Origin of the sequence: Methylobacterium sp. UNC378MF, assembly GCF_900103195.1 — a bacterium.
Lineage (GTDB): Bacteria > Pseudomonadota > Alphaproteobacteria > Rhizobiales > Beijerinckiaceae > Methylobacterium.
The window spans coordinates 112974-136314 of record NZ_FMWU01000015.1 but is presented as its reverse complement, the minus strand read 5'-3'; the positions used below and the strand labels follow the sequence as shown (position 1 = coordinate 136314).

Genomic DNA, 23341 nt, shown 5'->3' with positions numbered 1-23341 from the left:
CGGCCCTTCGAGGGGCCGTGAAGGGCCTTCTGCGCAGTCCTGCGCACCGCGCCGGCCGCACGCTTCCCGGGGGTGTGTCGCCAAGTCCGATCGCGGTTGCTACAGAGCGCCCGCGAGGTGGATTGCGATGACACGACCGGAGGCGGGCGAGACGGGGGCGGGGGACGCGGCGCGCGCGCGGCTCTCCGCGCATCTGGCGGCGGCGGGCTACCGGCCCGTGACGCCGCCGGTGCTGCAGCCGCTGGAGCCGTTCCTCGAACTGTCGGGCGAGGACATCCGCCGGCGGATTTTCGTCACCCAGGATGCGGGCGGGGCCGAGCTGTGCCTGCGGCCCGAATTCACCATTCCGGTCTGCCGCCTGCACCGGGCCGAGGCCGACGGGCGGGCTGCCGATTACAGCTATTGCGGGCCGGTCTTCCGGCTCGCCGCCGACGAGCCCGACGAGTTCTTCCAGGCCGGGATCGAATCGATCGGGCGCACCGACACGCCGGCGGCCGACGCCGAGGTGCTGGGCCTCGCCCTGGAAGGCCTCGCGCTGTTCGGCCGGACCGATCCGGCGGTGCGGCTCGGCGACATGGGCCTGACCGTGGCGCTCCTCGACGGGCTCGCGGTCCCGCCCGCCGCCAAGCGCCGGACGCTCCGGGCGCTGGCGGCCGGGCGCTCGCTCGATGCCGTGACCAACGGCGCCGAGGGCACCCGTCCGGAGGATCCCCACGCGGGCCTGCTGGCGGCGATCCAGGGCCAGGACCCGCGCGGCGTGCGCGCCTTCGTGGAGGACGTGCTGGCGATCGCCGGGATCTCGGCCGTCGGCGGCCGCAGCGCCGGCGAGATCGCCGAGCGCTTCCTCGCCAAGGCCTCCGCGCAGGCTCATGGCGGGGCCGGGCTCAACGCTGAGAACCGCTTGCTCCTCGACCGCTACCGGGCGATCGCGGGCCATCCGGATGCCGCCGCCCGCGACCTGCGGGCGCTGGTCGCCGACGCGAATATCCGGCACGACGCCCTCGCGGCCGCCCTCGACCTGTTCGAGGAGCGCACCGGCTTCATCGCGGCCCGCGGCCTGCCGATCGAGCGGTTCCGCTTCCAGGGCGGCTTCGCCCGCAACCTCGACTACTACACCGGCTTCATCTTCGAGGTGACCCAGGGGGATGCGTCAGGGGAGGGCCCGATCCTGGTCGGCGGCGGCCGCTACGACGGCCTGCTCGGCCATCTCGGCAGCCCGACGCCGCTGCCCGCGGTGGGCTGCACCTTCTGGATCGAGCGCGTTGCGGGAGCCGGCCGATGACTTCTTCGGAGGCGGCCGCCCTGCCGCTGATCCTCGCCGTCCCGTCCAAGGGCCGCCTGCAGGAGAATGCCAGCGCGTTCTTCGGCCGGGCCGGGCTGAAACTCGCGCAAGGCGCGGGCGCCCGCGACTACCGGGGCAAGCTCTTGGGCGTCCCCGACGTCGAGGTGCGCTACCTCTCGGCCTCCGAGATCGCCGCGCAGCTCGCCTCGGGCGCCGCCCATCTCGGCGTCACCGGCGAGGACCTGATCCGCGAGACCCTGCCGGACGTGCGCGGCCAGGTGGAGCTGCTGACGCCGCTCGGCTTCGGCAACGCCACCGTGGTGGTGGCGGTGCCCCAGGCCTGGATCGACGTGCGCGACATGTCCGACCTCGACGAGGTCGCGGCCGGCATGCGCACCCGCCACGGGCGCCGCCTGCGGGTCGCCACCAAGTACGTGAACCTGACCCGCCGGTTCTTCGCCGAGAAGGGCGTCGCCGATTACCGGATCGTCGAGAGCCTGGGCGCCACCGAGGGGGCGCCGGCCGCGGGCTCGGCCGAGATCGTGGTCGACATCACCACCACGGGGGCGACGCTCTCGGCCAACGCCCTGAAGGTGCTGGACGACGGCATCATCCTGCGTTCGGAGGCCAATCTCGTCGCCTCGCTCAAGGCCCCCTGGGGCGAGGGCCAGCGGGCCGCGCTCCGCACCGTGCTCGGCCGCATCGCCGCCGAGGAGCGCGCCCGGACCACCCGGGAGGTCCGCGCCGCCCTGCCGGAGAGCGGCACGATCGACCTCGCCACCCTGGCGGGCCTGCACGAGGCCGAATTGCCCTACGGCGCGCCGCGCGGCCCGGACGGCGAGATCGTGCTGCGCTGTCCCGAGGCCGCGGTGTTCGACCTGGCCGGCGCCCTGGTCGAGGCCGGCGCGCGGGCCGTCACGGTGCGGCGGGTCGACTACGCCTTCGCGGCCGAGAACCCGCTGGCGGAGCGGCTTCTGGCGCGGTTGTGAACGGTTCGCCGGATCTCGTCTGCCGCGTGAGGCTTCGGCTATCACGGACGCCCTCGGCTATTACGGCCCCTGCTTGGCAAATTCCGCCAGCACCCCGCGCAGCACCTTGAGCCGCGCGTCGTAGACTGCGGTGAGGCAGGCGATATCGCCGCCGCAGCCGCGGCGCTCCTGCAGCCACGCCTCCTGGTCGTCGCGCAGCTTCGCTTGGCCGCCCATCGGCAGCACGCTCTTCAGGATCTCGAACCGGGTCGCCATCTCGACGTCCCGGTCGTTGAGGGGGAGATGGGCGCAGATCGCCCTCTCGTCGGGAGCCTCGGCCTTGTCGCACGGGAAGCTCGCGGCCCGCGCGGGCGGCGGGGCGAGGTTCGTCAGGGCGGCCAGCACCAGGGCGGCGACGAGGGGCTTCGGCATGGCCAGCCAACGGCCATCTGGCGGAAAGGCTCCGCGCGGAGCGGCGGCAGGGTGGATCGCTCCGGGATTCCCGGATCCCCGGATCAAAGGCCCGGCTTCACGATCGCCAGGATGACGATGCCGATCATCAGGAGCGTCGGCACCTCGTTGAGCACCCGGTAGAACCGGTGGCCGCGGATGTTCCGGTCGGCGGCGAAATCCTTGACCATCCGGGCGAGCCAACCGTGGATCCCCGACATCGCCAGGACCAGCACGAACTTCGCCTGCAGCCAGGGGCTCGCGTAGAAGCCGCTCATCCCGGCGAGCGTGAGCCCGAACGCCCAGGTGGCGATCATGGCGGGGTTCATGATCGCCTTGAGCAGGCGGCGCTCCATCACCTTGAAGGTTGCGCTCTGCGCCTCCGAGCCCGGCGGCAGGCTCGCATGATAGACGAACAGCCGGGGCAGGTAGAGCATCCCGGCCATCCAGGCGATCAGGCTGATGACGTGGCCGGCCTTGATCCAGTCGTACAGCACAGGCGGCTCAGCCCCGCAGCCGCGCGAGCATCCGCTCGACATGGGCAACCGGCGTCTGCGGCGTGATGCCGTGGCCGAGGTTGAAGATGTGCGGCAGGCCGGCGGTCGCCGCCAGCACGGTATCCACCGCCGCGTCGAGGGCCGCGCCGCCTTGGATCAGCGTGTCGGGATGGAGGTTGCCCTGCGTCACCGTCGTGGCCGGCACCGTTTCCCGCAGGGCCTTCAGGTCCACGCCCCAATCGACCCCGACCGCGTCGGCGCTGGTCTCCGGCACCACCCGCGCATGGCCGTCGAGACCCGAGCCGCGGGCGAACACGATGATCTTGGCGCCGGGCACCCGGGCGCGGACGCCGGCCACCATCCGGGCGATCGGCTGCAGCGACCAGCGGGTAAGGGCGTCCGCCGCGGGCGCGTCCGGCAGGGCGCTCCCGGCGACGTCGCCGACGGGCTCGACCGTGCCGCCGGAATCGGGCCGGGCAACGGGCATCGGACGCGGCAGGGTGCCGGCATGGGATTCGAAGATCTGCACCGCATCGGCGCCGGCCTCGAGCTGGCGCACGAGGTAGTCGGTCTGCACGGTGACGAGGCGGTCGATCAGGGCGTCGACCAGGGCGGTGTCGCCCTCGGCCAGGGCCCGCGCGGGGGCGAGGTCCGGCGTGCCGCGGCCGCCGATCATGTAGCTCGCCACCGTCCAGGGTGCGCCGCAGAAGCCGAGCAGCGTGGTCTCGTCCGGCAGTTCCGCCCGCAGCCGCGTCACCGTCTCGAAGACCGGCGCGAGATGGGTCATGACCGCCGGGTCGCCGGCCTCGCGCAGCCGGCCGTAGGCCTCGCGTCCGTCGAGCGGGTCGAGGCGCGGGCCCTCGCCCTCGACGAAGCGCACGTCCTGGCCGAGCGCGTGCGGGATGACGAGGATGTCGGAGAACAGGATCGCCGCGTCGAAGCCGAAGCGGCGGATCGGCTGGAGCGTCACCTCGACGGCGAAATCCGGGCTGTAGCAGAGGTCGAGGAACGAGCCGGCTTCCGCCCGGGTCGCCCGGTATTCCGGCAGGTAGCGACCGGCTTGGCGCATCATCCAGGCGGGAGGCGGTCCGATCGCCTCGCCCTCGAGGACGCGCAGCACCGTCCGCTCGGACGTCTTCCGCCCGGACTCGCGCTCCGTCCCCGTCATGGTCGTTCCCATCCCATCTCCGTCATCCCGCATGCCCGTCGGCGCGCGTCCTGTCGAGTCGCGGCGCACCGATCCCCACACAGGCCCCTTCGAAAAGAAAAGAGAGATTCTAGGACTCTGTTTTTTCTATTGGGGGGCCGAATCTCGGGGGCACAAAAGCGTCCACAGGCGGTCCCCGACGCCGCGCCGTTAACGAGGCTTTAAAGGATTTGCTCCATCTTGCGAGAACCGGATGGTCCGACAGCACCTTGGCAACGCCGAGTCGTGTACGGGCCCCGGATGCGTCCCGGATTCTCCCAGAGGCCCGGATTCCGCGCGTCCCGCTCGCCTGCCTGTGAACGGCGGAGTCGATAGCGCGCAAGAGAATCGGCCTGGACCGGCCCGGTCGGGCATCCTATCCACATTCATCGACTCCCCTGGCGGCCGGCGGTGGACAACCTGGGCGCCGCGCAAGGCGACCGCCGAGTCGACCGCAAAGTCGACCGCAGAGGCGATCGGAATGGGCCGCAGCTACTTCCACCTCCACCTCGTCTCCGATTCCACCGGCGAGACGCTGATCAATGTCGGGCGCGCCGCGGCCGCGCAGTACGAGGGCGTGTCGGCGATCGAGCACGTCTACCCGCTGGTGCGCTCGGCCGCGCAGCTCGACCGGGTCATCTCCGAGATTCGGGCGGCGCCGGGCCTCGTCCTCTACACCCTGGTGGGCGGCGATCTCGGCGAGCGGCTGGAGGAGGTCGCCCGCGAGACCGGATCCCCCTGCCTGTCGGTGCTGCGGCCGGTCCACGACCTGCTGCGTGCCTATCTGGGCGCCGAGACCACGGCGCGGCCCGGCGCCCAGCACATGCTGAACGCCGAGTACTTCAAGCGCATCGACGCGATGAACTTCACCCTGGCCCACGACGACGGCAACCTGCCGGACGATCTGGAAGAGGCCGACGTGATCCTGCTCGGCGTCAGCCGGACCTCGAAGACGCCGACTTCGATCTACCTCGCCAATCGCGGCCTCAAGACCACCAACCTGCCGCTGGTGCCGGGCATGCCGCTGCCGCCGGCGATTGAACGGGCTAAGAAGCCCCTGGTCGTCGGCCTGTTCGCCTCGCCGGAGCGGATCGTGCAGATTCGGCAGAACCGGCTCTCCAGCCTCAACGCCGACGAATCCTCCCTCTACGTCGACCGCTCGGCGGTGGCCGACGAGATCACCGCCTCCCGCCGACTGTTCGTCAAGAACCGCTGGCCGACGATCGACGTGACCCGCCGCTCCATCGAGGAGACCGCGGCGGCGATCGTCGACCTCCACCGCGACCACCGGCTGAAATTCATCGCCGATTGAGTCCCGGCTTCCCATAGGGCTCAGCCCTTTGGCGGGGTCCAGGGGCGGCGACCCTGGGTTTTTGCAGGGTTCCACCCTGCACCCGCGAAAGGTCTCGGCCTTCCGAAACCGGGGCTTTTCAGCTGCCGCTCAGGACCGCCCGGACCAGGGCGAGCCCCGCCACCAAGCCCGCGAGGCCGGCGGCGACCGAGGCCAGGACGTAGAGAGCGGCCATGCCCGTCTCACCCCGCTCGTACAGGCTGATTGCGTCGAGGGAGAAGGTCGAGAAGGTCGTGAAGCCGCCGAGGATCCCGGTGGTCAGGAACAGCCGGGCCGGGTGGCCGGCGGCGCCCCGCAGGGCAAAACTCTCGGCGAGCACGCCCATCAGGAACGAGCCGAGCCCGTTGATGATCAGCGTGGCGAGGGGGAAACCAAGACCCGGCAGCAGCCGGGCGACCGCAACATTGATCCCGTGGCGGAAACCGCCACCGAGCCCCGCTCCGACGACGACGATGAGGGTGTTGATCATACCTGCCCTTCCTGTTCGGTCGGGCGGCCATGTCCTGTCGCGGCTTCGGCGCACGGCCCCACCGCGGACGGCGAAAGGCGCGCCCGTGCGGTAGGAGCCATCAGCCCGGCATCGGATGCCGGGCGGTTGTCGGGGAGCTCCATCCCCATCGGGGACAGGCTTAGCGCAGGTTGGCGGGAAGGGGAATCCCGGTTTTCCCGCTTCCGCGCCGGGTCGTGCCGCTCCGCGCGTCAGCGGGCGTCGGCGAAGTGGCTGCGCTGCTCGATCTGGGCGGCGTAGAAATCCTCCACCACCTCGCGGACCACCTCGGCGAGCTCGTCGCCCCGGTGCTCGTCGAGCTGGATGTCGCTGCCGACGGTCCGGCCGATGGCACAGCTCGCAGCACCCGGCATCAGGCGCTCGTTGTAGCGCTGGTTCAGGCCCGAGACCGAGATGTAGTTGCTGCCGCCGAGTTCCGGACCGTACTTGATCTTGATCTTCTGCTCGGTATCGGTCCCGCGCAGCCGCGCGCACAGGCTGATGAAATTGTCCTGATCGATCTTGGCCTCAAGGCCGGTGATGCTGCCATGGACGTTGTCCTCCTCGTTGAGGACTTCGGCCATGAGGTTCAGGACGCCGACCACCGGCTCCAGCGCCCGGGCCCCTTCCTCCAGGAGCTTCTTGCGGAAGTCGTTGCTGCGGGCATCGGCCTCCTGCAGTCGAGCGCGAAACCTGTCCTTGACCTCGTTGGCGCGTGCCATCGCGCTCCTCCCTGGTGGTTCACCCGATGCTTTGTCGCCCGGGTAACCGAAACCTACGGGGCCAATTCAGATAACGCAAGATAGTGCAAAATATTGATGCCTGCCCGTATCTTGAGCTATTGCACAGGAATAATACTTGCTCATGAACTGTGCAAAGGCGGAAGCTCCGGGAGCAGGGACTATTTCAGGAGCTGCAGCAGGCTGCGTCCAGCCGGAGTCTTCAGTTCCTTCGCATCGAGCGTTCCGTCACTGTCGGGGTCGGCCGCCTTGAAGCGCTGCTCGACCAGGGCGAGGTATTCCTTGCGGTCGAGGGTGCCGTCGGAATCGGTGTCGGCCGCCTTCAGGTCCTTCTTGCTGAGCCGGCCCTTCAGCTCCTTGGCGTCGACGGTCCCGTCCTTGTCGGTCTCGGCGCCGTCGAAGACGTGTCCGGCCGCGGCCCTGGCCTCGGCCAGATCGATCGTGCCGTCCTTGTCGGTGTCGACCATCTTGAGCGTGCGCTCGGTACCGGAGGACCGGGCGAGGGCCGTGGACGGGAGCGTGGCCGGCAGGAGGAGGGCGGCGGCGAGCGTCGCGGCCAGGACGGGTCTGTGCGCAGTCGCGGGCATGGAGGATCTCCGTGGTAATCGGTGCCGGCATCCCAAATCACGGCCCCCTGCGACGTTCCGGGACGCGCCTTCACAAGGTGCGGAGCGGCGCTTCGCTCAGCGGAGCGGACCGTCCAGAGGCGCGAGCCGCTCCGGCCCCGGCGCCACGGCGGCGCCCGGTTCGGAGCGTGACAGGGTCCGGGCCAGGGCTCGCAGGTCGGGGACGGGGGTGCCCGACGCGCCGAAGACCGCCCGGTCGAGGGCCGCGAACGCGGCCGCGAGGTCGGGCCGCGCCCGCCAATTCCGGGCGAGGTCGGGGGCTTCCCGCGTCGCCGCGTCGAGGGCCGCGCGGAACCGGGCCGCGTCGCCCGCGCGGGCCGCCTGATGCAGCGCGCGGCGCGCGGCGGCGGAGAGGCGCAGACGCGGCCGGCCGAGGCCGAAGCCGATCAGCGCCAGGCCCAGCCCGAAGGCGGCCAGCGCCGCGGCGGCGACCACGAGCGGCGAGGGGATCAGGGGCGGCGCCCGGTCGGTTTCGCGGTCGGGCAGGCCGCCGCCGATCTGCCGGGCCGGGATCTCGGTCTCGCGCATCGTCCGGGTGCTGGTGTCGAACCACGGGATCGCGATCGCGTCGAGGGGGATGATCTCCGGCACGCCGGGCTTCACGTCCCACTGGTAGGTGGCCCGCGCCACCGGTCCGGAGGGGGTCAGCAGGGTCTCGCGGGTGACCGGTCCCGCGAAGGTGATGATGCCGCGGGTGCGCATCACCGGCCGCGGCGGCAGGCCCTCGGCGACCATGCCCTGCGCCTCCAGGGTGACGATCCGGCGGGCGGTCTCGCCGACCTTGATGGTCTCGGGGTCGGGACTCCACGAATCGGTGATCGCGACGTCCTTGGCGGGCAGCCACCAGGGCTCCTTGGCGTCGGGACCGCCGCTGGGCTCGGTCCAGGGCGCCACCGGGAACGGGATCGGCTTCGAGCGCACCTCGACCACCCGCCGCTCGCCGACATCGTTGACGGTGAGCTTGTGGACGAACGGCTCGATGGTGAACGGCCCGGCATGGTGCGGGAAGACCGCCACGGTGCGGTCGAACGCGATGGCGCTCTGGCCGTCGGGGAGCTTGGTCTTGCTCCAGTGGTCGCGGCCGAGCTGCGTCCAGGAGAAGTTGGCGAGCGAGGGCTGCACCACCTCCTCGAGCAGGATCGGCTGCTTGTAGACCCCGTGGATCTTCAGGAGGACCATCTCGCGGGGGAAGGGGGCGCTGTTGCCGTTGAGCTCCGCGGTCACCGTCAGGGTGAGGTCGCCCGGCTCGATCTCGGCCCGGGCGGCGAGGGGCGCGAGGAGGAAAAGGGCGAGAGCCAGGGCGCGCATCTCAGCCACCCCAAAAGAAATCACCACGGGTTGCTCCCGGCGGGAATCGCGGTGCCGGCCTCGACCCGGCGGGTCTGCTCGGCGCGCAGGCGCAGCTTGAGATAGCGGCCGGGATCGTCCGGCAGGGTCTGGAGCCAGAGCCGGTCCGGGCGGATCTCGTGGGCCTCGAAGCTCTTGGTCACCCGGCGGACCTCGCGCTCGGGGGCCTCGGCCACCATGGCGGCGCCGCCCCCGGTCCGGCCGCGGCCGGCGGCGTCGCCGGCCGAGCCCCGGGCCTGGCCCTTGCCGGCGTCGATCGATTGCTGTTCGGCCTTGCCGCGGCGGGCGACCTTGCTGTTACCGGGCAGCGACGCGCTGGCGTTCGACTCCTTGTTGCCGGCCAGGCCCTCGCCGCTGGAGGCGGCGTTGATGTCGTTGTTCTGGTCCTGGTTGGCGGTGTTGTTGTAGCGGGCGCCGTACTGGGCCGTGCCGTTGGCGATGCCGCCGCCGGGCCCGCGGTCGATCACCTCGGCCCGCATCCGGGCGATGAGCGAGCGGTTGGCCTGGGCGTCGGCGTCGCGGGGATTGAAGCGCAGGGCCTCGTCGTAGGCGGCGAGCGCTCTGTCGAGGTCGCCGGCCCGCGCGAGCGCGTTGCCGAGATTGTAGCTCGCCCGCCGCCCGCCGGCGCGGAACAGCGCGATCGCCGCGTCGTAGCGGCCGGCCTCGTAGAGGGCGGCGGCCCGCCAAGCCGGATCCGCGAAGACATCCGCGGCGAGGCCCGGCAGGCCGAGTCCCATCAGCAGCCGCCCGAAGCCGGTGCGGGGCTGCGAGACGGCGAGCAGCGCCAGCAGGCCGATCCCGGCGAGCGCGAGGCCGGCGATCCGGGCGAGCCGCCGCCAGCGCGGCGGCAGGCCGGCCCGGAGCGGGGCGGCGAAGCCCGTCTCAGGAAGGGTCAGCCGCATCGGGCTCTCCGCATCACGCGCTCCTGCGGAACAGCAGCAGGGCCGGCAGCGCCGCCAGCAGCAGCAGCCAGCGCCCGAGATCCGCGTAGGCCAGGACGCCGTAGCCGCCGGCCGCGAGGTGCTGGGCGAGTCCGGCCCCGACCGCGTCGAGCACCGGGCCCGGGGTCGCGATGTCGGCGGCCGTGCCGCCGCCGGCCCGGGCGAGGGCGTCGAGGGCGGTCCGGTCGGGCTTGGGCGCTCCGGACGGCAGCGGCTTGTCGGCCGGGACGAACAGGGTCTGGAGCCGCCAGCCGTGCTCGGCGATGGCGCGGGCCTCGCGGGTGGCGGCCTCGCCGATGCCGTCGCCGTCGCTGATCAGCACCACGTCGGCCGCCACCACGTTGGCCTCCGCCAGGGTGCGGCGGGCGAGCGCCAGCCCGCGCTCGGGATGGGAGCCGCGGTCCGGCACCGTGTCGGCGTCCAGCGCGAACAGGGTGGTGCCGAGGCTGTCGCGGTCCGTGGTCGGGGAGGCGGCGAGGTAGGCGTCGCCCGCGTAGACCACGAGGGCGACCGCCCGGGTGCCGGCGGCCTCCGCCACGGCCGCGGCGGCCTGCCGGACGCCCTGGAGGTTGCCGCCCTCGGTGACCGAGCGGGACAGGTCGACGACGATCACGGTCTCGTCGAGGTTGCGGAAGGTCCGCCCGTCCGCCCGCTCCACGGCCGGACCGGTGAGCGCGAGGGCGATCGTCCCGGCCGCCAGCGCGGCCGCGAGGTTCGCCTGCCGCCGCCCGCCCAGCACCGCGCCGGTGCGGGCGAGATGGGCCATCAGCGCCGGGTCCACCGCCCGCGCCCAGTCGCCCAGCGGCGCCGAGCGCCACGCGGCGCGAAAGGCCAGCAGGGCCACGACCGGAATCGCCAGGAACCACCACGGGCGCAGGAGCGCGAAGGCGTCGAGGGCGCTCATCGGGTGGATCCTCCAACCCGAATTCCGTCATCCTGAGGCGACCGCGCTGCGCTCCGGCACCTCAGGATGAGGGGGATGGTTGGAGGCGCGGGGTATCGAACCATCACGCCGCCCTCCGGCTCGCGAGCAGCGCGGCGGCGGCCAGGAGCGCCAGGGCGGCCGGCCAGGGCCAGAGGTCCCGGCGCAGAGGCAGGGGCGGGGCGAGCGCGCGGCCGCCCTCCAGCCGGTCGATTGCGTCGGCGACCCGGACCAGATCCTCGGTGGTGCGGACCCGGAACGCCTCGCCGCCGCTCGCCTGCGCCATGTCGCGCAGGGTCTCGGTGTCGACCACGTCCTGCTCGCCGTCGGCATCGGCCATGTCGCGCGGGCCCAGCGCGATCGTGTAGACCTTGATGCCCAGCTCCTTGGCGAGCTCCGCCACGTCCTTGGGGGCCGTCTGGCCGGCATTGTTGGCGCCGTCCGACAGCAGGATCACGGCCTTGGCGGCTTTCTCGCCCGGCCTGACCCCGGCGGCGTCCCCCCCCGCGTCCCGCGGGTCCAGGCGGCGCAGGGCGAGCCCGAGCCCGTCGCCGATCCCGGTGGAGCGGCCGCTGATGCCGATCGTGGCCTCGTCCAGGGCCCGGGCGACCGCGGCTGTGTCGAAGCTCGGGGCCGCCGCCACATAGGCCTGGTCGGCGAAGATCACGAGGCCGATCCGGTCCCCGGCCCGGCGCCGGATGAAGTCGGTGCCGACGCGCTTGACCGCGGTGAGCCGATTCACGGTCTCGCCGTCGAGGGCGAAGTCGCGCCGCTCCATGGAGCCCGACAGGTCCATGGCGATCATGATCTCGTGGCCCGAGGCCGGGAGCGCGGTCGCCGACATGACCAGCCGCGGCCCCGACAGGGCCACCACCAGGGCGATCCAGAGCGTCCAGGTGAGCAGGGCCCGCCGCCGCCCCCGGGCTGCGAGGTCGGCGCCGGAGCGCGCCCCGCCCACCAGGGTGGCGGGCACCCGCAGGGCGCCGCTGCCGCCCTCCGGCTCCGCCGGGATCAGGCGCGCGGCCAGCAGCGGCAGGGGCAACGCCAGCAGCGCCCAGGGCGCGGCGACGTCGAAGGCCGACAGGAGCCCACTGAGCCACGCGGGCAGGAAGCCGCTCATGCCTGGAGCCGCCCGATCAGGCGGGAGAGCTCGGCGTCCAGGGCGTCGAGGTCGGGATCCTGCCGACAGTACAGCCCGTCGGCGAGCACCCGGCCGGCACCCCGGGTGAAGAAGTCGGTCCGGAACCGCCCGTCCAGCCGGGCCGCCCAGTCGGCGCCCGTTGCCCGAATCTCGGTCTCGCCGGACCGGTCGAGGGAGCGGTCGAGGCGGCGCAGCAGCCGGGCCTGGGCGACGAGGCGCGCCTCCGGGTCGAGGTCGCGGCTCCGGGCGAGCTCGGCGAGCGCCGCCCGGCGCAGGGTGGCCCGTGCCCGGCCGCGCCCGTAGCGCACGAGCCCCACCAGCAGGGCGGCGAGGAAGCCCAGGACGGCCGCCGCGACGACCTCGCCCTGCACGGCGCCGGCGGCGCCGCCGGGCAGGTGCAGGCCCCGGAGCTGGTCGAGGGACAGGGGGATCTCGGCGGGCGCGACGGGATTCATCGGGTCGCGCCGCGAATCAGGTCGCCGGGGATCGGGCCGCCGGGTCCGGCCTCACAGCACCGCATCGAGGCGCTCCATGAGCGGCGCGTAGGCTTCCGGGCCGGTCTCGACGTCGAGGCGCACGCCCGCGATGCCCCGGCGGGCGTAGTCGGCGAGCCGGGCCTCGGCGGAATCCCCCGCCGGCGCGGCCGCGGTCGGCAGCGCGGTCCCGCGGCGGCCATCCGCCAGGGCGAAGGGATAGAAGCCCGGCGGACGGGCGCGCTCGAAGGCGTCGCTCACCAGGATCAGCCGGATGGCGATCCGCTCGGCGAGCAGAGTCAGGAGCTCGTCGAAGCCCGGGCCGGGATCGTCCAGGGCGCTGGCGATGACGAGGTGGCCGCCGGCCGGCAGCAGGTTGCGGGCGAGGGCGAGCGTCGCCTCCAGCGGCGGCTCCGCGCGCGTCAGGGAACCGGACTCGGCCCCGAGCGCGTCGGCATGGGCCTGGGCGAGGGCGCCGGTGACCGCGATCATGGCACGCTCGCCACCCGCGGGCCGCAGTACGGTCGGTGCGCCGGCGGAGGCCACCGCGAGGCCGACACGGCCGCCATCGGCGGCGACCCGCCAGCCGAGCAGCGCCAGGGCCTCGGCGGCCGCCACCGAGCGCAGGGCCCTTCGGGTGCCGAACAGCATCGCGGGCCGGAAATCGGCGAGGAGCACCACGGCGCGGTCGCGCTCGTCGTGGTGGGTGCGGACGTGCAGCTGTCCGGTACGGGCCGTGGCGTTGCGGTCGATAAAGCGGCGGTCGTCGCCCTCGGACCAGAGGCGGACATCCTCCGGCTCCGAACCGCGCCCGCGGCGCCGGGTGACGATGCCGCCGGGCAGGCCCGCCAGCGTCCTTGTGGCGGGGGCGGAACCCCGCCGGGCGAGGTGGCGCAGGCCCATCAGGGCCTCGCCCGAGAGGTGGATGCCGTGCCCGGCGGGATCTCTTCCTCCGCCCTCCCGGCCCTCGCTGACGCGGGAGCCCCCCTCATCCGCAGAGGGGGGAGAAGATCTGCGGCGCGCTTGGCCCAACCCGAACACCGTCAGAGCGCCCGCACCCGCTGCACCAGCTCGCCGACGAGGCCACGCGCCGTCTTGCCCTCGGCGGCCGCCCGCCAGGTCAGGCCGATGCGGTGGGAGAGGGCGTCGCGGGCCAGCTCCGCGACGTCCTCGGGCGTGACGTGGTCGCGCCCCCGCAGCCAGGCCCGGGCCTTGCCGGCCATCATCAGCGCCAGGGTGCCGCGCGGGGAGGCCGGATGCTCGATCATGGCGCGCAGGTCCGGGGCGGCCGCGTCGGTGCGGGTCGCCGCCACGAGCCGGACGAGGTAGTCCTTGAGGGCCGGCGACACGTAGGTGGCGAGTGCCGCCTCCCGGGCCGCGCGCACGTCCGCCAGCGACAACCGCATGGTCATCGCGTCGACGTGATGGGTGATCTCGCCCTCGACGAGGTCGAGGATCGCCCGCTCGGTCGCCTCGTCGGGCATGTCGACCACGACGTGGAGGAGGAAGCGGTCGAGCTGCGCCTCCGGCAGCGGGAAGGTGCCGGCATGCTCGATCGGGTTCTGGGTGGCCACGACCATGAACGGGTCGGAGAGGCGGTGCGTCGCCCCCGAGACCGTCACCTGCCCCTCGGCCATGGATTCGAGCAGGGCCGACTGCACCTTCGGGGGGGCGCGGTTGACCTCGTCCACCAGCACGAGGGCGTGGAACAGCGGCCCGGGCAGGAACTCGAAGGTGCCGCTGTCCTGGCGCCAGACGGTGGTGCCGGTGAGATCGGCCGGCATCAGGTCCGGGGTGCACTGGATGCGCGCGAAGGAGCCGTCGAGACCGTCCGCCAGCCGCTTGACCGCGCGGGTCTTGGCGAGCCCCGGTGCGCCCTCGATCAGCAGGTGGCCGCCGGTCAGGAGCCCGATCAGCAGGCGCTCGACGAGGCCGGCACTGCCGATCAGGCCGCGCTCCAGGCCCTCGCGCAGCGCCATGACGCGGCCGTGCAGGGCGGCGTCGGGAGCGCTGCTGGGCGCCGTGTCGGGCCGGCGTTCGGCGAGGGCGCCGCTGGTGGCGCCGCTCATGCGGAGAACGATCCGGTGCGGACCGAATCCGCCCGTCGGGCCATATCCTGGGCCGTGTGCTGCATCCTGCACGTCTCCTCGGCCGGGTCCCGAATTCTTAAGGGATCCTCAGGCTCTTGCCGGTGTGCCCGCTGCCCGGTGCGGCCGTCAATCCCGCTTCGGATGCGCTTTCCGACCTGAGCCGGGCCATGGTGTCACGGTTCCGTCACCTCCCCGCTTTCATGAGACGGTGGATGACCAGCTACGCCGCCCTCCCCGAAGAACTGAAATCCGCCATCGGCCTGCTCGTGGCCTTCGTGCTGGGCACGATCATCGGGGCCGAGCGGCAGTACCGGCAGCGCACCGCGGGCCTGCGCACGGCCGTGCTGGTCGCGGTCGGGGCGAGCGCCTTCGTGGATCTCGGCATGCGCCTGACCGGCCCGGACGGGGGCGTCCGCACCGTGGCCTACGTGATCTCCGGCATCGGCTTCCTCGGCGCCGGCGTGATCATGAAGGAGGGGATGAACGTCCGCGGCCTCAACACGGCCGCGACCCTGTGGTGCTCGGCCGCGGTCGGGGCCTTCTGCGGCGCGGACCTGCCCCTGGAGGCGGTGTTCGTGATGGCGACGGTGCTCGCCTGCAACACCGCGCTCCGCCCGCTGGTGAACGCCATCAACCGCGCGCCGATCCGCGAATCCGCCACCGAGGCGACCTACGAGGTCCAGGTTACCACGGCGCCCGGCGAGGCCGGGCCGGCCCAGGACCTATTGGTGGAGCGTCTTGAGGCGGCGAACTACCCGGTCGGTAGCGTCGAGATCGAGGAGCGGGGCGAGAATGCGGTCGACGTGGTGGCAACGCTCACGGCCAGCGCCGTCAAGGCGGAGGAACTCGACGCCGTGACCAACGAACTGGCCCGCATGCCCGGCATCCGCCACGCCACATGGTCGGTCCAGACCGCCGACTGAGCGTGTTCGGGCACCCGTGGGCGCGATCGGGCCCGCGCTCCGAAGGCAGGCCCCGGGATCCAGCAGTCAGCGGCGCGGGTCGAGCGGGCGGCTGCGGCGTTCGATCACCACGGTTGGCCGGGTACGCCGCTCGACCACCACCGTGCGCGGAGCTCGGCTCGGGCTCGCATGGGTCAGGATCCGCTCGGGCGCGCGCTCCGGCTTGACCTTCTTGGCGGCCAGAACGTGGGGGCGGACCTCCTCGGCCGGCAGGCCCATCAGGCCGGCGGCGATCTCAATCTGCTGCTCGACATCGTCCGCGAGATCCTGTGCGGCGGCAACCGCCTCGCTCACGGTGGGCGGCTCGCGGCGCACGCGAATCGGCGGCAGGTCGGCGAAGCTCTTCTGCGTCTTCTTCACGGGGCGACTCGCAGTCTTCATGCGGCGAACATAGCGCGTTCCGAGCCGGTTGTGCAGTGCATCAAAAACGTGTGATGGGCGCCTCGAGGACATGTCTCCGGTGTGCATGACGCGGATGTGATGCGCGCCCGGGCACCTTCTGCTCGATCCGCCAGGCCTCCGGGCGATCCCGAGGCAGCTGGGACCCTCCACCGGTCCGTGCGGCATAGTAGCACAGATGTCTGCCTCACGGTCGCGACTCCGCTTACGCGCCCTTCGGCCAGGCGTGGTACGATCTGTCCATGACCGAGAGCCTCGATCCCCGGCTGACCCCGGCCCGGCCGCATGTCGCCGATCTCCGCCTGCGGGACCGCGTCACGGCGGCGCGCTACGTCGCCGGCACGAAGCGGCGCGTGACCGCGCCGTCGGCGCCGCTGCGCCGCGCGCCCGCCGCCGATGCGGGGCTCGATACCGAGGCGCTCCTGGGTGACGCGGTCGATCTTTACGATGTGGCGGAAGGCTTCGCCTTCGTGCAGCTCGCCCGCGACGGCTATGTCGGCTACCTGCCGGCCGAGAGCCTGGGTCCGATCGATCCGGAGCCGACGCACCGCGTCACGGCGCTGCGCACCTTCCTGTACCCTGAGCCGGACCTGAAGCGGCCGATCCTCGGCCATCTCAGCCTCGGTGCCCGCCTCACGGTGACGGGTGAGGCGGCCGCCTATCTGGAGACGCCGGGCGGATACGTGTTCGCCCGCCACTGCGCCCCACTCGACACCCGCGAACCGGATTATGTCGCCACGGCCGCGCGGCTCGCCGGCACCCCCTATCTCTGGGGCGGCCGCACCAGTCTCGGCCTCGACTGCTCGGGCCTCGTACAACTCTGTCTGGACGCGGCCGGGCTGCCCTGCCCGCGCGACGCCGACATGCAGGAGCGGGCGCTCGGCGAGGCGCTGCCCCTCGACCTCGCGCGCCTGCGCCGGGGCGATTTCGTCTTCTGGCGCGGCCATGTCGGGTTGATGCGCGATCCCGAGACGCTGATCCACGCCAACGGCCACCACATGGCGGTGGCGGCGGAGCCGCTGGCCGAGGCGGTCGCCCGCATCGCGGCGCACAGCTTCGGTGCCGTGACGGGAACCCGGCGGCTCTGAGCGGACCTAATGGGGGAGAGGGTCCAAGTCCCGCGGCAATCGTGCTACAGAGCGGCTCCGCTTCCCTCTTCTCGCCCGGTTCCTGGGCCAGTCCTGTTGACAGGACAGCCCCGCCCTCGCCACATCCCCCGCATGACCGCCGATATCGCGACCACCGAGCCCGTCCCGGGCACTGCCGGCAAGCCGCCGCTGGAAATTCTGCTCTGCGCCCCGCGCGGGTTCTGCGCCGGCGTGGTGCGGGCCATCGATGTCGTGGAACGGGCTCTCGCCATCTACGGGCCGCCCGTCTACGTCCGGCACGAGATCGTCCACAACAAGTACGTGGTTGAGAGCCTGAAGCGGAAGGGCGCCGTGTTCGTGCGCGAACTGGACGAGGTGCCGGACGGCGCCGCGCCGGTGATTTTCTCCGCCCACGGCGTGGCGAAGACCGTGCCGGCCAACGCCGATTCGCGCGGGCTGACCACGATCGACGCCACCTGCCCGCTGGTGACCAAGGTCCACCGCGAGGCCGAGATCCACCACAAGCGCGGCCGCCACGTGCTGCTGGTCGGCCATTCGGGTCATCCCGAGGTGGTCGGCACGATGGGCCAGCTGCCCAAGGGCTCGATCACCCTGGTGGAGGACCTCGATCAGATCGAGGCCCTGACCCCCGACAATCCCAACAATCTCGCCTGGGTTACCCAGACGACCCTGTCGGTGGACGACACAAGGCACATCGTCGACGCGCTGAAGAAGAAGTTCCCGACCATCACCGGGCCGCACAAGGACGACATCTGCTACGCCACCACCAACCGCCAGGAGGCGGTGAAGCAGGTGGCGCCGCTGGTGGATGCCCTGATCGTGGTCGGATCCTCGAACTCCTCGAACTCGCAGCGCCTGCGCGAGGTCGCCGAGCGCGTCGGCTGCCCGATCACCCGCCTCGTGCTCCGTGCCGAGGAGATCGACTGGCCGGCCTTCGAGGGGATCCGCAAGCTCGGCCTCACCGCCGGTGCCTCGGCCCCCGAGGTGCTGGTCGAGGAGATCATCGACGCCTTCGCGGCCCGCTACGACGTGATCGTCGACACGGTCTCGACGGTGATCGAGGACATGGTCTTCCCGCTGCCGCGGGAGCTGCGCAGCGAGGCCGCCGAATAGGCGGTCCGATCGGACAGCGCGGGCCCGACCCCTCGGGCTCGAGGCGTGGCAGGTCTTATGCGGGGGCGCTTCGGCGCCCCTTGCCATGTTGAACTTCCGACATCAGAGCGCAGACACGTGGCCGTCTACACCGAGGTATCCGACGCGGCGCTCGCCGATTTCCTGTCCGCCTACGCGATCGGCAGCCTGCTCTCCTTCAAGGGGATCGCGGAGGGCGTCGAGAACTCGAACTTCTTCCTGCACACCACCGACGGCGCCTACATCCTGACGCTCTACGAGAAGCGCGTCCGGGAACAGGACCTGCCGTTCTTCATCGGGCTGATGGAGCACCTCTCGGCCCGCGGCCTCGCCTGCCCGCAGCCCGTGCGAGACCGGACCGGCCAGGCCCTCGGCCAGCTCTGCGGCCGGCCCGCCGCCATCGTGAGCTTCCTGGAGGGTGTCTCGGTCAAGGCGCCGGGAGCCGGGCATTGCCGGGAACTCGGCCGGGCGCTCGCGGAGCTGCATGCTGCAGGCCGGGACTTCCCGATGGTGCGGGAGAACAACCTCTCGGTCTCCGCGTGGCGACCGCTCTTCGCTCAGGCGGAGGCCCAGGCCGATTTGGTCGAGCCCGGGCTCGCGGAGCGCACCCGGGCCGACCTCGCCTTTCTGGAGGCGCATTGGCCGCAAAACCTGCCGGGCGGCGTGATCCACGCGGATCTCTTCACCGACAACGTGTTCTTCATTGGCGACGCCTTGTCGGGCCTGATCGACTTCTATTTCGCCTGCACGGACGCCTTCGCGTACGACCTCGCGGTCTGCCTCAACGCGTGGTGCTTCGAGGCCGACGGCACCTTCCACCGGGATATGGCGGCTGCGCTGATCGCCGGCTACGAGGCGATACGGCCGCTCGAACCGGCCGAGGTCGCGGCCCTGCCGATCCTGTGCCGGGGGGCGGCGCTCCGTTTCATGCTCACCCGGCTGGTCGACTGGCTGAACGTGCCCCCGGGCGCCCTGGTGAAGCCGAAGGATCCGCGGGAGTTCGATCGCCGGCTCGCCTTCCACCGACGGGCGCCCGACGCGCGGGATTACGGGCGGCCGAGCTGAGAGCCGGATGAGCACCGATGAGACCGGGCCCGGCGGGCAGGCCGCGGCCGAGCTGAAGCGCGTCAAGATCTACACGGACGGCGCCTGCTCGGGGAATCCGGGGCCGGGCGGCTGGGGCGCGATCCTGATCTTCGGCGACGCCCAGAAGGAACTTTCCGGAGGAGAGGCCCACACGACCAACAACCGCATGGAGATCCTGGCGGCGATCGAGGCGCTGGAGGCTCTGACGCGCCCGTGCCGGGTCGACCTGTTCACGGACTCGCAGTACCTGCGCCAGGGCATCACCAGCTGGATCCACAATTGGAAGGCGCGGGGCTGGCGCACCGCCGACAAGAAGCCGGTGAAGAACGAGGATCTCTGGCGCCGCATCGACGCCGCCCGCGCGCGCCACGAGGTGGCGTGGCACTGGGTGAAGGGTCACGCCAGCGACCCGCTGAACAACCGGGTCGACGCGCTGGCGGTGGCCGCGATGCTGCCATTCAAGCGGCGATGAGGGCGGATTTGGCTTCTTGGCCAGAGGATATGACGGGTCTCGGGGCTGCCACTCCCTCTCCCTCCCTGCGGGAGAGGGCGGCCCGCGAAGCGGGTCGGGAGAGGGGAGCGACGATGCAGAATACAGACCCGGTCGTCATGAAGGCTGCGCCAGATCCTGAACCCGGGTTCACCCCTTCCAACCCCTGCTGACGAAGGGGGGACCCTTCCCCACAGATGGGGAGGAAGGGAAGCGGATCCGATTGCAGGCTTTCTCGAACGCACGATTCAGCGACTCAATCCGTCTCCCCGTCCAACCCCAGCCAGTGCCGACCGTCCCGGGCCAGGAGCGCGTCGGCTTCCTTCGGGCCGGCGCTTCCGGCCGGGTAGAAAGCCACCTCCGCCTGCGGCCAGCCCTTGAGCAGCGGATCGACCGCGGCCCAGCCGGCCTCGATGTTGTCGGCACGCTGGAACAAGGTGGCGTCGCCGGTCATGCAATCGTAGAGCAACGTCTCGTAGCCGACATTCGGCCGGTCGGCGAAGAAGTCCTTGTAGCGGAAGCCGGACCGCACCCGGCCGATCTTCATCTGCGGCCCCGGCACCTTGACGTTGAACTCGGTGCTGACCCCGTGGTCGGGATCGATCAGGATCCGCATCACGGTGGGCCCAAGATCGGCGGTGGGCGTATCCTCGAACATCTTGAACGGCGCCGGCTTGAACAGCACGGCGATCTCGGTGCGCCGCCCGGTCATGCGCTTGCCGGTGCGGACGTAGAACGGCACGCCGGCCCAGCGCCAATTCTCGATCTGCAGCTTCAGGGCGATGTAGGTCTCGGTGACCGAATCCTTGGCGACATGCGGCTCGTCCCGGTAGGCCGGGACATTGCGCCCCTCCGAGGTGCCGGCCGTGTATTGGCCGCGCACCGCGTCCTCCGGCGGGATCGGCTTCACGGCCTCGGCGAGCTTGGCCTTCTCGGTCCGCACGGCTTCCGCGCCGAAGGAGTTCGGCGGCTCCATGGCGACCATGCAGAGCAGCTGGAACATGTGGTTCGGCACCATGTCGCGCAGCGCTCCGGTCGGCTCGTAGAAGCCGCCGCGCTCCTCGACGCCCACGGTCTCGGCCGCGGTAATCTGGATGCTGTCGACGTATTCCCGCCGCCAGACCGGTTCCAGCAGGCCATTGGCGAAGCGGAACGCCATGATCGACTGCACCGTCTCCTTACCCAGGAAGTGATCGATCCGGTAGAACTGGCTCTCGTCGCCTTGGCGGAGGATGCGGGCGTTCAGCTCCTTGGCCGAGGCGAGATCGGAGCCGAACGGCTTCTCGATGACGACCCGGCGGAAATTCTCCCCCTCCTGCTTAAGCAGGCCGGCCTGCCCAAGCCCGTCCACGATCGTCCCGAAGAAGCGCGCCGCCACCGCGCAGTAGAACACAGCGCTGCCGGTGACCCGCTCCTTCACGGCCGCGAAGGTCTCGGGCTTCTCGAAATCGCCCTTCAGGTAGTGCAGCCGGTCGCGGATGAAGCCCCAGCTTTTCGGATCGATATGGTCGGCGTGGAACTCCGAGGTCGGATCCTTGCTGAAGGCTTCCAGGGCCTGGGTGAGGTTGTCGCGCAGGGATTGGTCGGTGCCGTCGCTGTGATCGACACCCAGGATCGAGAAGCCCTCGGACAGCAGGCCCGCGCCTGCGAGATTGTAGAGCGAGGGCATCAGCAGGCGCTTGGTGAGGTCGCCGCCGGCCCCGAAGATCACCAGCGTGCAGGGAGGCGCCGGCTGCGTGCCGCAGGCGGCCGTGTCCTTGAGGGCTCTCGTCGGTTCGGCCATCCCTGACTCCATCTGGCTGCGGTGCAGCAAACCGGCCTGACAACCCGCCGCAGCGAGGCCCGTTCCGGCGCCCATGGGCTATGCGGCGCCGAGTCTAGGATCAAGGAACCCTGCATGCATATCCATGCCCCCGAACCCTGGGCTCACAGCCACGTCGCCGTGGAGGTCCGGCTCGGGGCATGCGACCAGGCCGTGACGGCGCTTCGGACCGGACGCGCCTGTCGGTCGGGAGGCCGCCCGCTGTCGCAGGCCACATCGCTGCGCGCGTGAGGCGCCCGAGGGTCCGATCGAGCGGAACTGCCGGACACAGCCTACTCGTCGGGGCGGACCGCCTGGCCGCCCCGGTCGATCGGCAGGCTCGGGCCCTTCAACTCGGAATCGCTCGGCAGGGAGCGCACGTCCCAGCCGCCGCCGAGCGCCCGGATCAGCGTGACCGCCGCGGTGAAGCGGCTCAGCCGCACCTGAAGGGCATTGACCTCGTTGTTCACGAGCAGGTTCTGCGCGGTCACCACCGTGGTGAAGTTCTGGGTGCCGGCCCGGTACTCGTTGAGCGTGATCTCCACGGCCTTGCGCGACAGGTCCACCGCGGTGTCCTGGGCTCGCTGCTGCTGGCCGAGGATGCGCAGGGCCGCCATCTGGTTCTCGACCTCGGCGAAGGCGGCCAGCACCACCTGCCGGTAATTGGCCACCGCCGCGTCGTAGCCGGCCTCCGCCGAGCGCAGAGCCGCCGTGCGGGCGCCGCCGTCAAACAGCACCTCGCTGCCGGAGGCCGCCACCGACCAGACCTGGTTGGCGGCCGAGAGCAGCCCGTTGCGGGTCGCCCCCGAGATGCCGCCCTGGGCCGAGATCGTCACCGTGGGGAAGAAGGCCGCCACCGCGACGCCGATGCGCTCGCTCTGCGACTGAACGAGGCGCTCGGCTTGAGCCACGTCCGGGCGCCGCTCCAGCAACTCGCCAGGGATGCCCACCGGCACGCCGGGCGGATTGCGCGATATGCCGGCCACCGGAATCGACACCTCCGAGGGGGGACGCCCAATCAGGGTGGCGATGGCGTTGACGTACTGAACCCGCGTCAGGCGTACCGCGATGGCCTGGGCCTCGATGGTCTGGACCTGGGTCTGCGCGGTGATCACGTCGGACCGGGCCGCCACGCCGGCCGCATACTGGTTCTCGGTGATCGCCAGCGTCCTCTTGAAGTTCTCGACGTTCTCCTCGAGCACCTTCTGCAGGGAATCCGCGTAGCGCACCGTCAGGTAGTCGGCGGCGATCTCCGCCTGGATGCTCAGGCGGGTCAGCGCGATGGTCGCGGCGTCGGATTGCGCCAGGGCCGCCTCGCTCTCGATGTTCCGGCGCGTGCCGCCGAACAGGTCCAGTTCCCAGCTTGCCTGCCCCAGCAGCGACACGTTGGTGCGCGTAGTGCTGCCGCTGCCGGTCCGGGTGATGCTCGGCGCGCCGATCACCGTCGGGTACAGGGCGGCCTGGGCGGAGGCGACCAGCGCCCGCGCCTGCCGGTAATTCGCCACCGCCTGCCGAAGGGATTGGTTGTCGACATCGACCAGGCGGATCAACCGGTCGAGGGCCGGATCCCGGAACACCCGCCACCAATCGCCGCGCTCCACGGCGTCGCTGGGGTTGGCCTCGCGCCAACCCTTCCTGTGTGCGGCGACATAGGCTGGGCTGTCCTCCCGGACGCCACCCTGCTTGTAGGCGAGCGGGGTCTCCACGGAGGGCCGGGTGTAATCGGGACCGACCACGCAGCCGGCGAGGAGGGGCGCGATCAGCAGAAGGGATGTGAGGCCGCGGAGGATAGACGATGCCGTCCTCCCATCCCGACACTTGGGGGTGAGGGGCCATCCAGCCCGCGCCCTCATCCTGAGGTG

The 23341-nt window shown here is 71.7% G+C and carries 24 protein-coding genes and 1 riboswitch; of the genes, 8 read left to right on the top strand and 16 right to left on the bottom strand.

The features are described 5' to 3' along the window. Window positions 1-127: 127 nt before the first annotated feature. A complete protein-coding gene (locus tag BLT59_RS17075) occupies window positions 128-1282 on the top strand; it encodes an ATP phosphoribosyltransferase regulatory subunit (RefSeq protein ID WP_091782656.1) in 1155 nt (384 codons plus the stop codon). Then, window positions 1279-2271: an ATP phosphoribosyltransferase gene (gene hisG, locus BLT59_RS17070; RefSeq protein WP_091782653.1), complete on the top strand. Its 993-nt coding sequence runs from the start codon at window positions 1279-1281 to the stop codon at window positions 2269-2271. Before BLT59_RS17075 ends, hisG begins: the two co-directional genes overlap by 4 nt. A gap of 60 nt (window positions 2272-2331) precedes the next feature. Here hisG and BLT59_RS17065 read toward each other — a convergent pair whose 3' ends face one another. From BLT59_RS17065 to BLT59_RS17055, 3 genes are all read right to left on the bottom strand, one after another. Next, window positions 2332-2682, bottom strand: coding sequence for a lysozyme inhibitor LprI family protein (locus tag BLT59_RS17065; RefSeq protein ID WP_091782650.1), 351 nt, complete (start codon window positions 2680-2682; stop codon window positions 2332-2334). Between the two features lie 83 nt (window positions 2683-2765). Then, window positions 2766-3197 carry a protoporphyrinogen oxidase HemJ gene (hemJ, locus tag BLT59_RS17060; protein WP_091782647.1) on the bottom strand — a complete coding sequence of 144 codons (432 nt, stop codon included), beginning with the start codon at window positions 3195-3197 and terminating at the stop codon, window positions 2766-2768. A gap of 7 nt (window positions 3198-3204) precedes the next feature. Then, window positions 3205-4377, bottom strand: a complete 1173-nt coding sequence (locus BLT59_RS17055) for a uroporphyrinogen decarboxylase (protein WP_175544042.1) — start codon at window positions 4375-4377, stop codon at window positions 3205-3207. A gap of 487 nt (window positions 4378-4864) precedes the next feature. Between BLT59_RS17055 and BLT59_RS17050 the strand changes: the two genes are divergently transcribed. Beyond that, window positions 4865-5695, top strand: coding sequence for a pyruvate, water dikinase regulatory protein (locus BLT59_RS17050; protein WP_091782644.1), 831 nt, complete (start codon window positions 4865-4867; stop codon window positions 5693-5695). Between the two features lie 118 nt (window positions 5696-5813). Here the strand turns inward: BLT59_RS17050 and crcB are convergent, their stop codons facing one another. The 10 genes from crcB to BLT59_RS17000 all read right to left on the bottom strand — a co-directional run bounded on the left by crcB (window position 5814) and on the right by BLT59_RS17000 (window position 14480). After that, window positions 5814-6203, bottom strand: a complete 390-nt coding sequence (gene crcB / locus BLT59_RS17045; protein ID WP_175544041.1) for a fluoride efflux transporter CrcB — start codon at window positions 6201-6203, stop codon at window positions 5814-5816. A gap of 84 nt (window positions 6204-6287) precedes the next feature. Further along, a riboswitch (Fluoride riboswitch) is annotated at window positions 6288-6359 on the bottom strand. Window positions 6360-6433: 74 nt separating this feature from the next. After that, window positions 6434-6943 carry a hypothetical protein gene (locus BLT59_RS17040; RefSeq protein ID WP_091782641.1) on the bottom strand — a complete coding sequence of 170 codons (510 nt, stop codon included), beginning with the start codon at window positions 6941-6943 and terminating at the stop codon, window positions 6434-6436. A gap of 179 nt (window positions 6944-7122) precedes the next feature. Continuing rightward, on the bottom strand, window positions 7123-7548 hold the full coding sequence (locus BLT59_RS17035; protein WP_139174061.1) for an EF-hand domain-containing protein: 426 nt from the start codon (window positions 7546-7548) through the stop codon (window positions 7123-7125). A 96-nt stretch (window positions 7549-7644) separates the two neighbouring features. Then, the gene (locus BLT59_RS17030; protein ID WP_091782638.1) at window positions 7645-8895 is read right to left on the bottom strand and encodes a BatD family protein; all 1251 of its coding nucleotides are present in this window, start codon (window positions 8893-8895) and stop codon (window positions 7645-7647) included. 20 nt (window positions 8896-8915) lie between these two features. Beyond that, window positions 8916-9836: a tetratricopeptide repeat protein gene (locus BLT59_RS17025; RefSeq protein WP_091782635.1), complete on the bottom strand. Its 921-nt coding sequence runs from the start codon at window positions 9834-9836 to the stop codon at window positions 8916-8918. 13 nt (window positions 9837-9849) lie between these two features. Further along, entirely contained in the window at window positions 9850-10779 is a 930-nt protein-coding gene (locus tag BLT59_RS17020) for a VWA domain-containing protein (RefSeq protein WP_091782632.1), read from the bottom strand. 103 nt (window positions 10780-10882) lie between these two features. Then, window positions 10883-11917 (bottom strand): VWA domain-containing protein, encoded by a 1035-nt coding sequence (locus BLT59_RS17015; RefSeq protein WP_175544040.1) that lies wholly within the window; start codon window positions 11915-11917, stop codon window positions 10883-10885. Beyond that, window positions 11914-12393, bottom strand: a complete 480-nt coding sequence (locus tag BLT59_RS17010) for a DUF4381 family protein (protein WP_091782629.1) — start codon at window positions 12391-12393, stop codon at window positions 11914-11916. Before BLT59_RS17010 ends, BLT59_RS17015 begins: the two co-directional genes overlap by 4 nt. A 51-nt stretch (window positions 12394-12444) precedes the next feature. Next, the gene (locus BLT59_RS17005; RefSeq protein WP_091782626.1) at window positions 12445-13314 is read right to left on the bottom strand and encodes a DUF58 domain-containing protein; all 870 of its coding nucleotides are present in this window, start codon (window positions 13312-13314) and stop codon (window positions 12445-12447) included. A gap of 140 nt (window positions 13315-13454) precedes the next feature. Continuing rightward, complete coding sequence (locus BLT59_RS17000; RefSeq protein ID WP_091782624.1) at window positions 13455-14480, bottom strand: AAA family ATPase; 1026 nt, start codon at window positions 14478-14480, stop codon at window positions 13455-13457. 233 nt (window positions 14481-14713) lie between these two features. On the opposite strand from BLT59_RS17000, the gene BLT59_RS16995 reads away from it, so the two are divergent. Next, window positions 14714-15424 (top strand): MgtC/SapB family protein, encoded by a 711-nt coding sequence (locus BLT59_RS16995; RefSeq protein ID WP_091782622.1) that lies wholly within the window; start codon window positions 14714-14716, stop codon window positions 15422-15424. A gap of 66 nt (window positions 15425-15490) precedes the next feature. Here the strand turns inward: BLT59_RS16995 and BLT59_RS16990 are convergent, their stop codons facing one another. Beyond that, window positions 15491-15823: a hypothetical protein gene (locus tag BLT59_RS16990; RefSeq protein WP_244514028.1), complete on the bottom strand. Its 333-nt coding sequence runs from the start codon at window positions 15821-15823 to the stop codon at window positions 15491-15493. Between the two features lie 281 nt (window positions 15824-16104). On the opposite strand from BLT59_RS16990, the gene BLT59_RS16985 reads away from it, so the two are divergent. The 4 genes from BLT59_RS16985 (at window position 16105) to rnhA (ending at window position 19660) form a co-directional block, all read left to right on the top strand. Next, on the top strand, window positions 16105-16950 hold the full coding sequence (locus BLT59_RS16985) for a C40 family peptidase (RefSeq protein WP_091782616.1): 846 nt from the start codon (window positions 16105-16107) through the stop codon (window positions 16948-16950). Between the two features lie 132 nt (window positions 16951-17082). Next, entirely contained in the window at window positions 17083-18084 is a 1002-nt protein-coding gene (gene ispH, locus BLT59_RS16980; protein WP_091782613.1) for a 4-hydroxy-3-methylbut-2-enyl diphosphate reductase, read from the top strand. Window positions 18085-18201: 117 nt separating this feature from the next. Beyond that, entirely contained in the window at window positions 18202-19167 is a 966-nt protein-coding gene (gene thrB, locus BLT59_RS16975) for a homoserine kinase (protein ID WP_091782610.1), read from the top strand. 7 nt (window positions 19168-19174) lie between these two features. Beyond that, window positions 19175-19660 carry a ribonuclease HI gene (gene rnhA / locus BLT59_RS16970; protein ID WP_091782607.1) on the top strand — a complete coding sequence of 162 codons (486 nt, stop codon included), beginning with the start codon at window positions 19175-19177 and terminating at the stop codon, window positions 19658-19660. A 274-nt stretch (window positions 19661-19934) separates the two neighbouring features. Here rnhA and zwf read toward each other — a convergent pair whose 3' ends face one another. Continuing rightward, window positions 19935-21461: a glucose-6-phosphate dehydrogenase gene (gene zwf / locus BLT59_RS16965; protein WP_091782604.1), complete on the bottom strand. Its 1527-nt coding sequence runs from the start codon at window positions 21459-21461 to the stop codon at window positions 19935-19937. A 311-nt stretch (window positions 21462-21772) separates the two neighbouring features. Continuing rightward, entirely contained in the window at window positions 21773-23269 is a 1497-nt protein-coding gene (locus tag BLT59_RS16960) for an efflux transporter outer membrane subunit (RefSeq protein WP_091782809.1), read from the bottom strand. Between the last annotated feature and the right edge of the window lie 72 nt (window positions 23270-23341).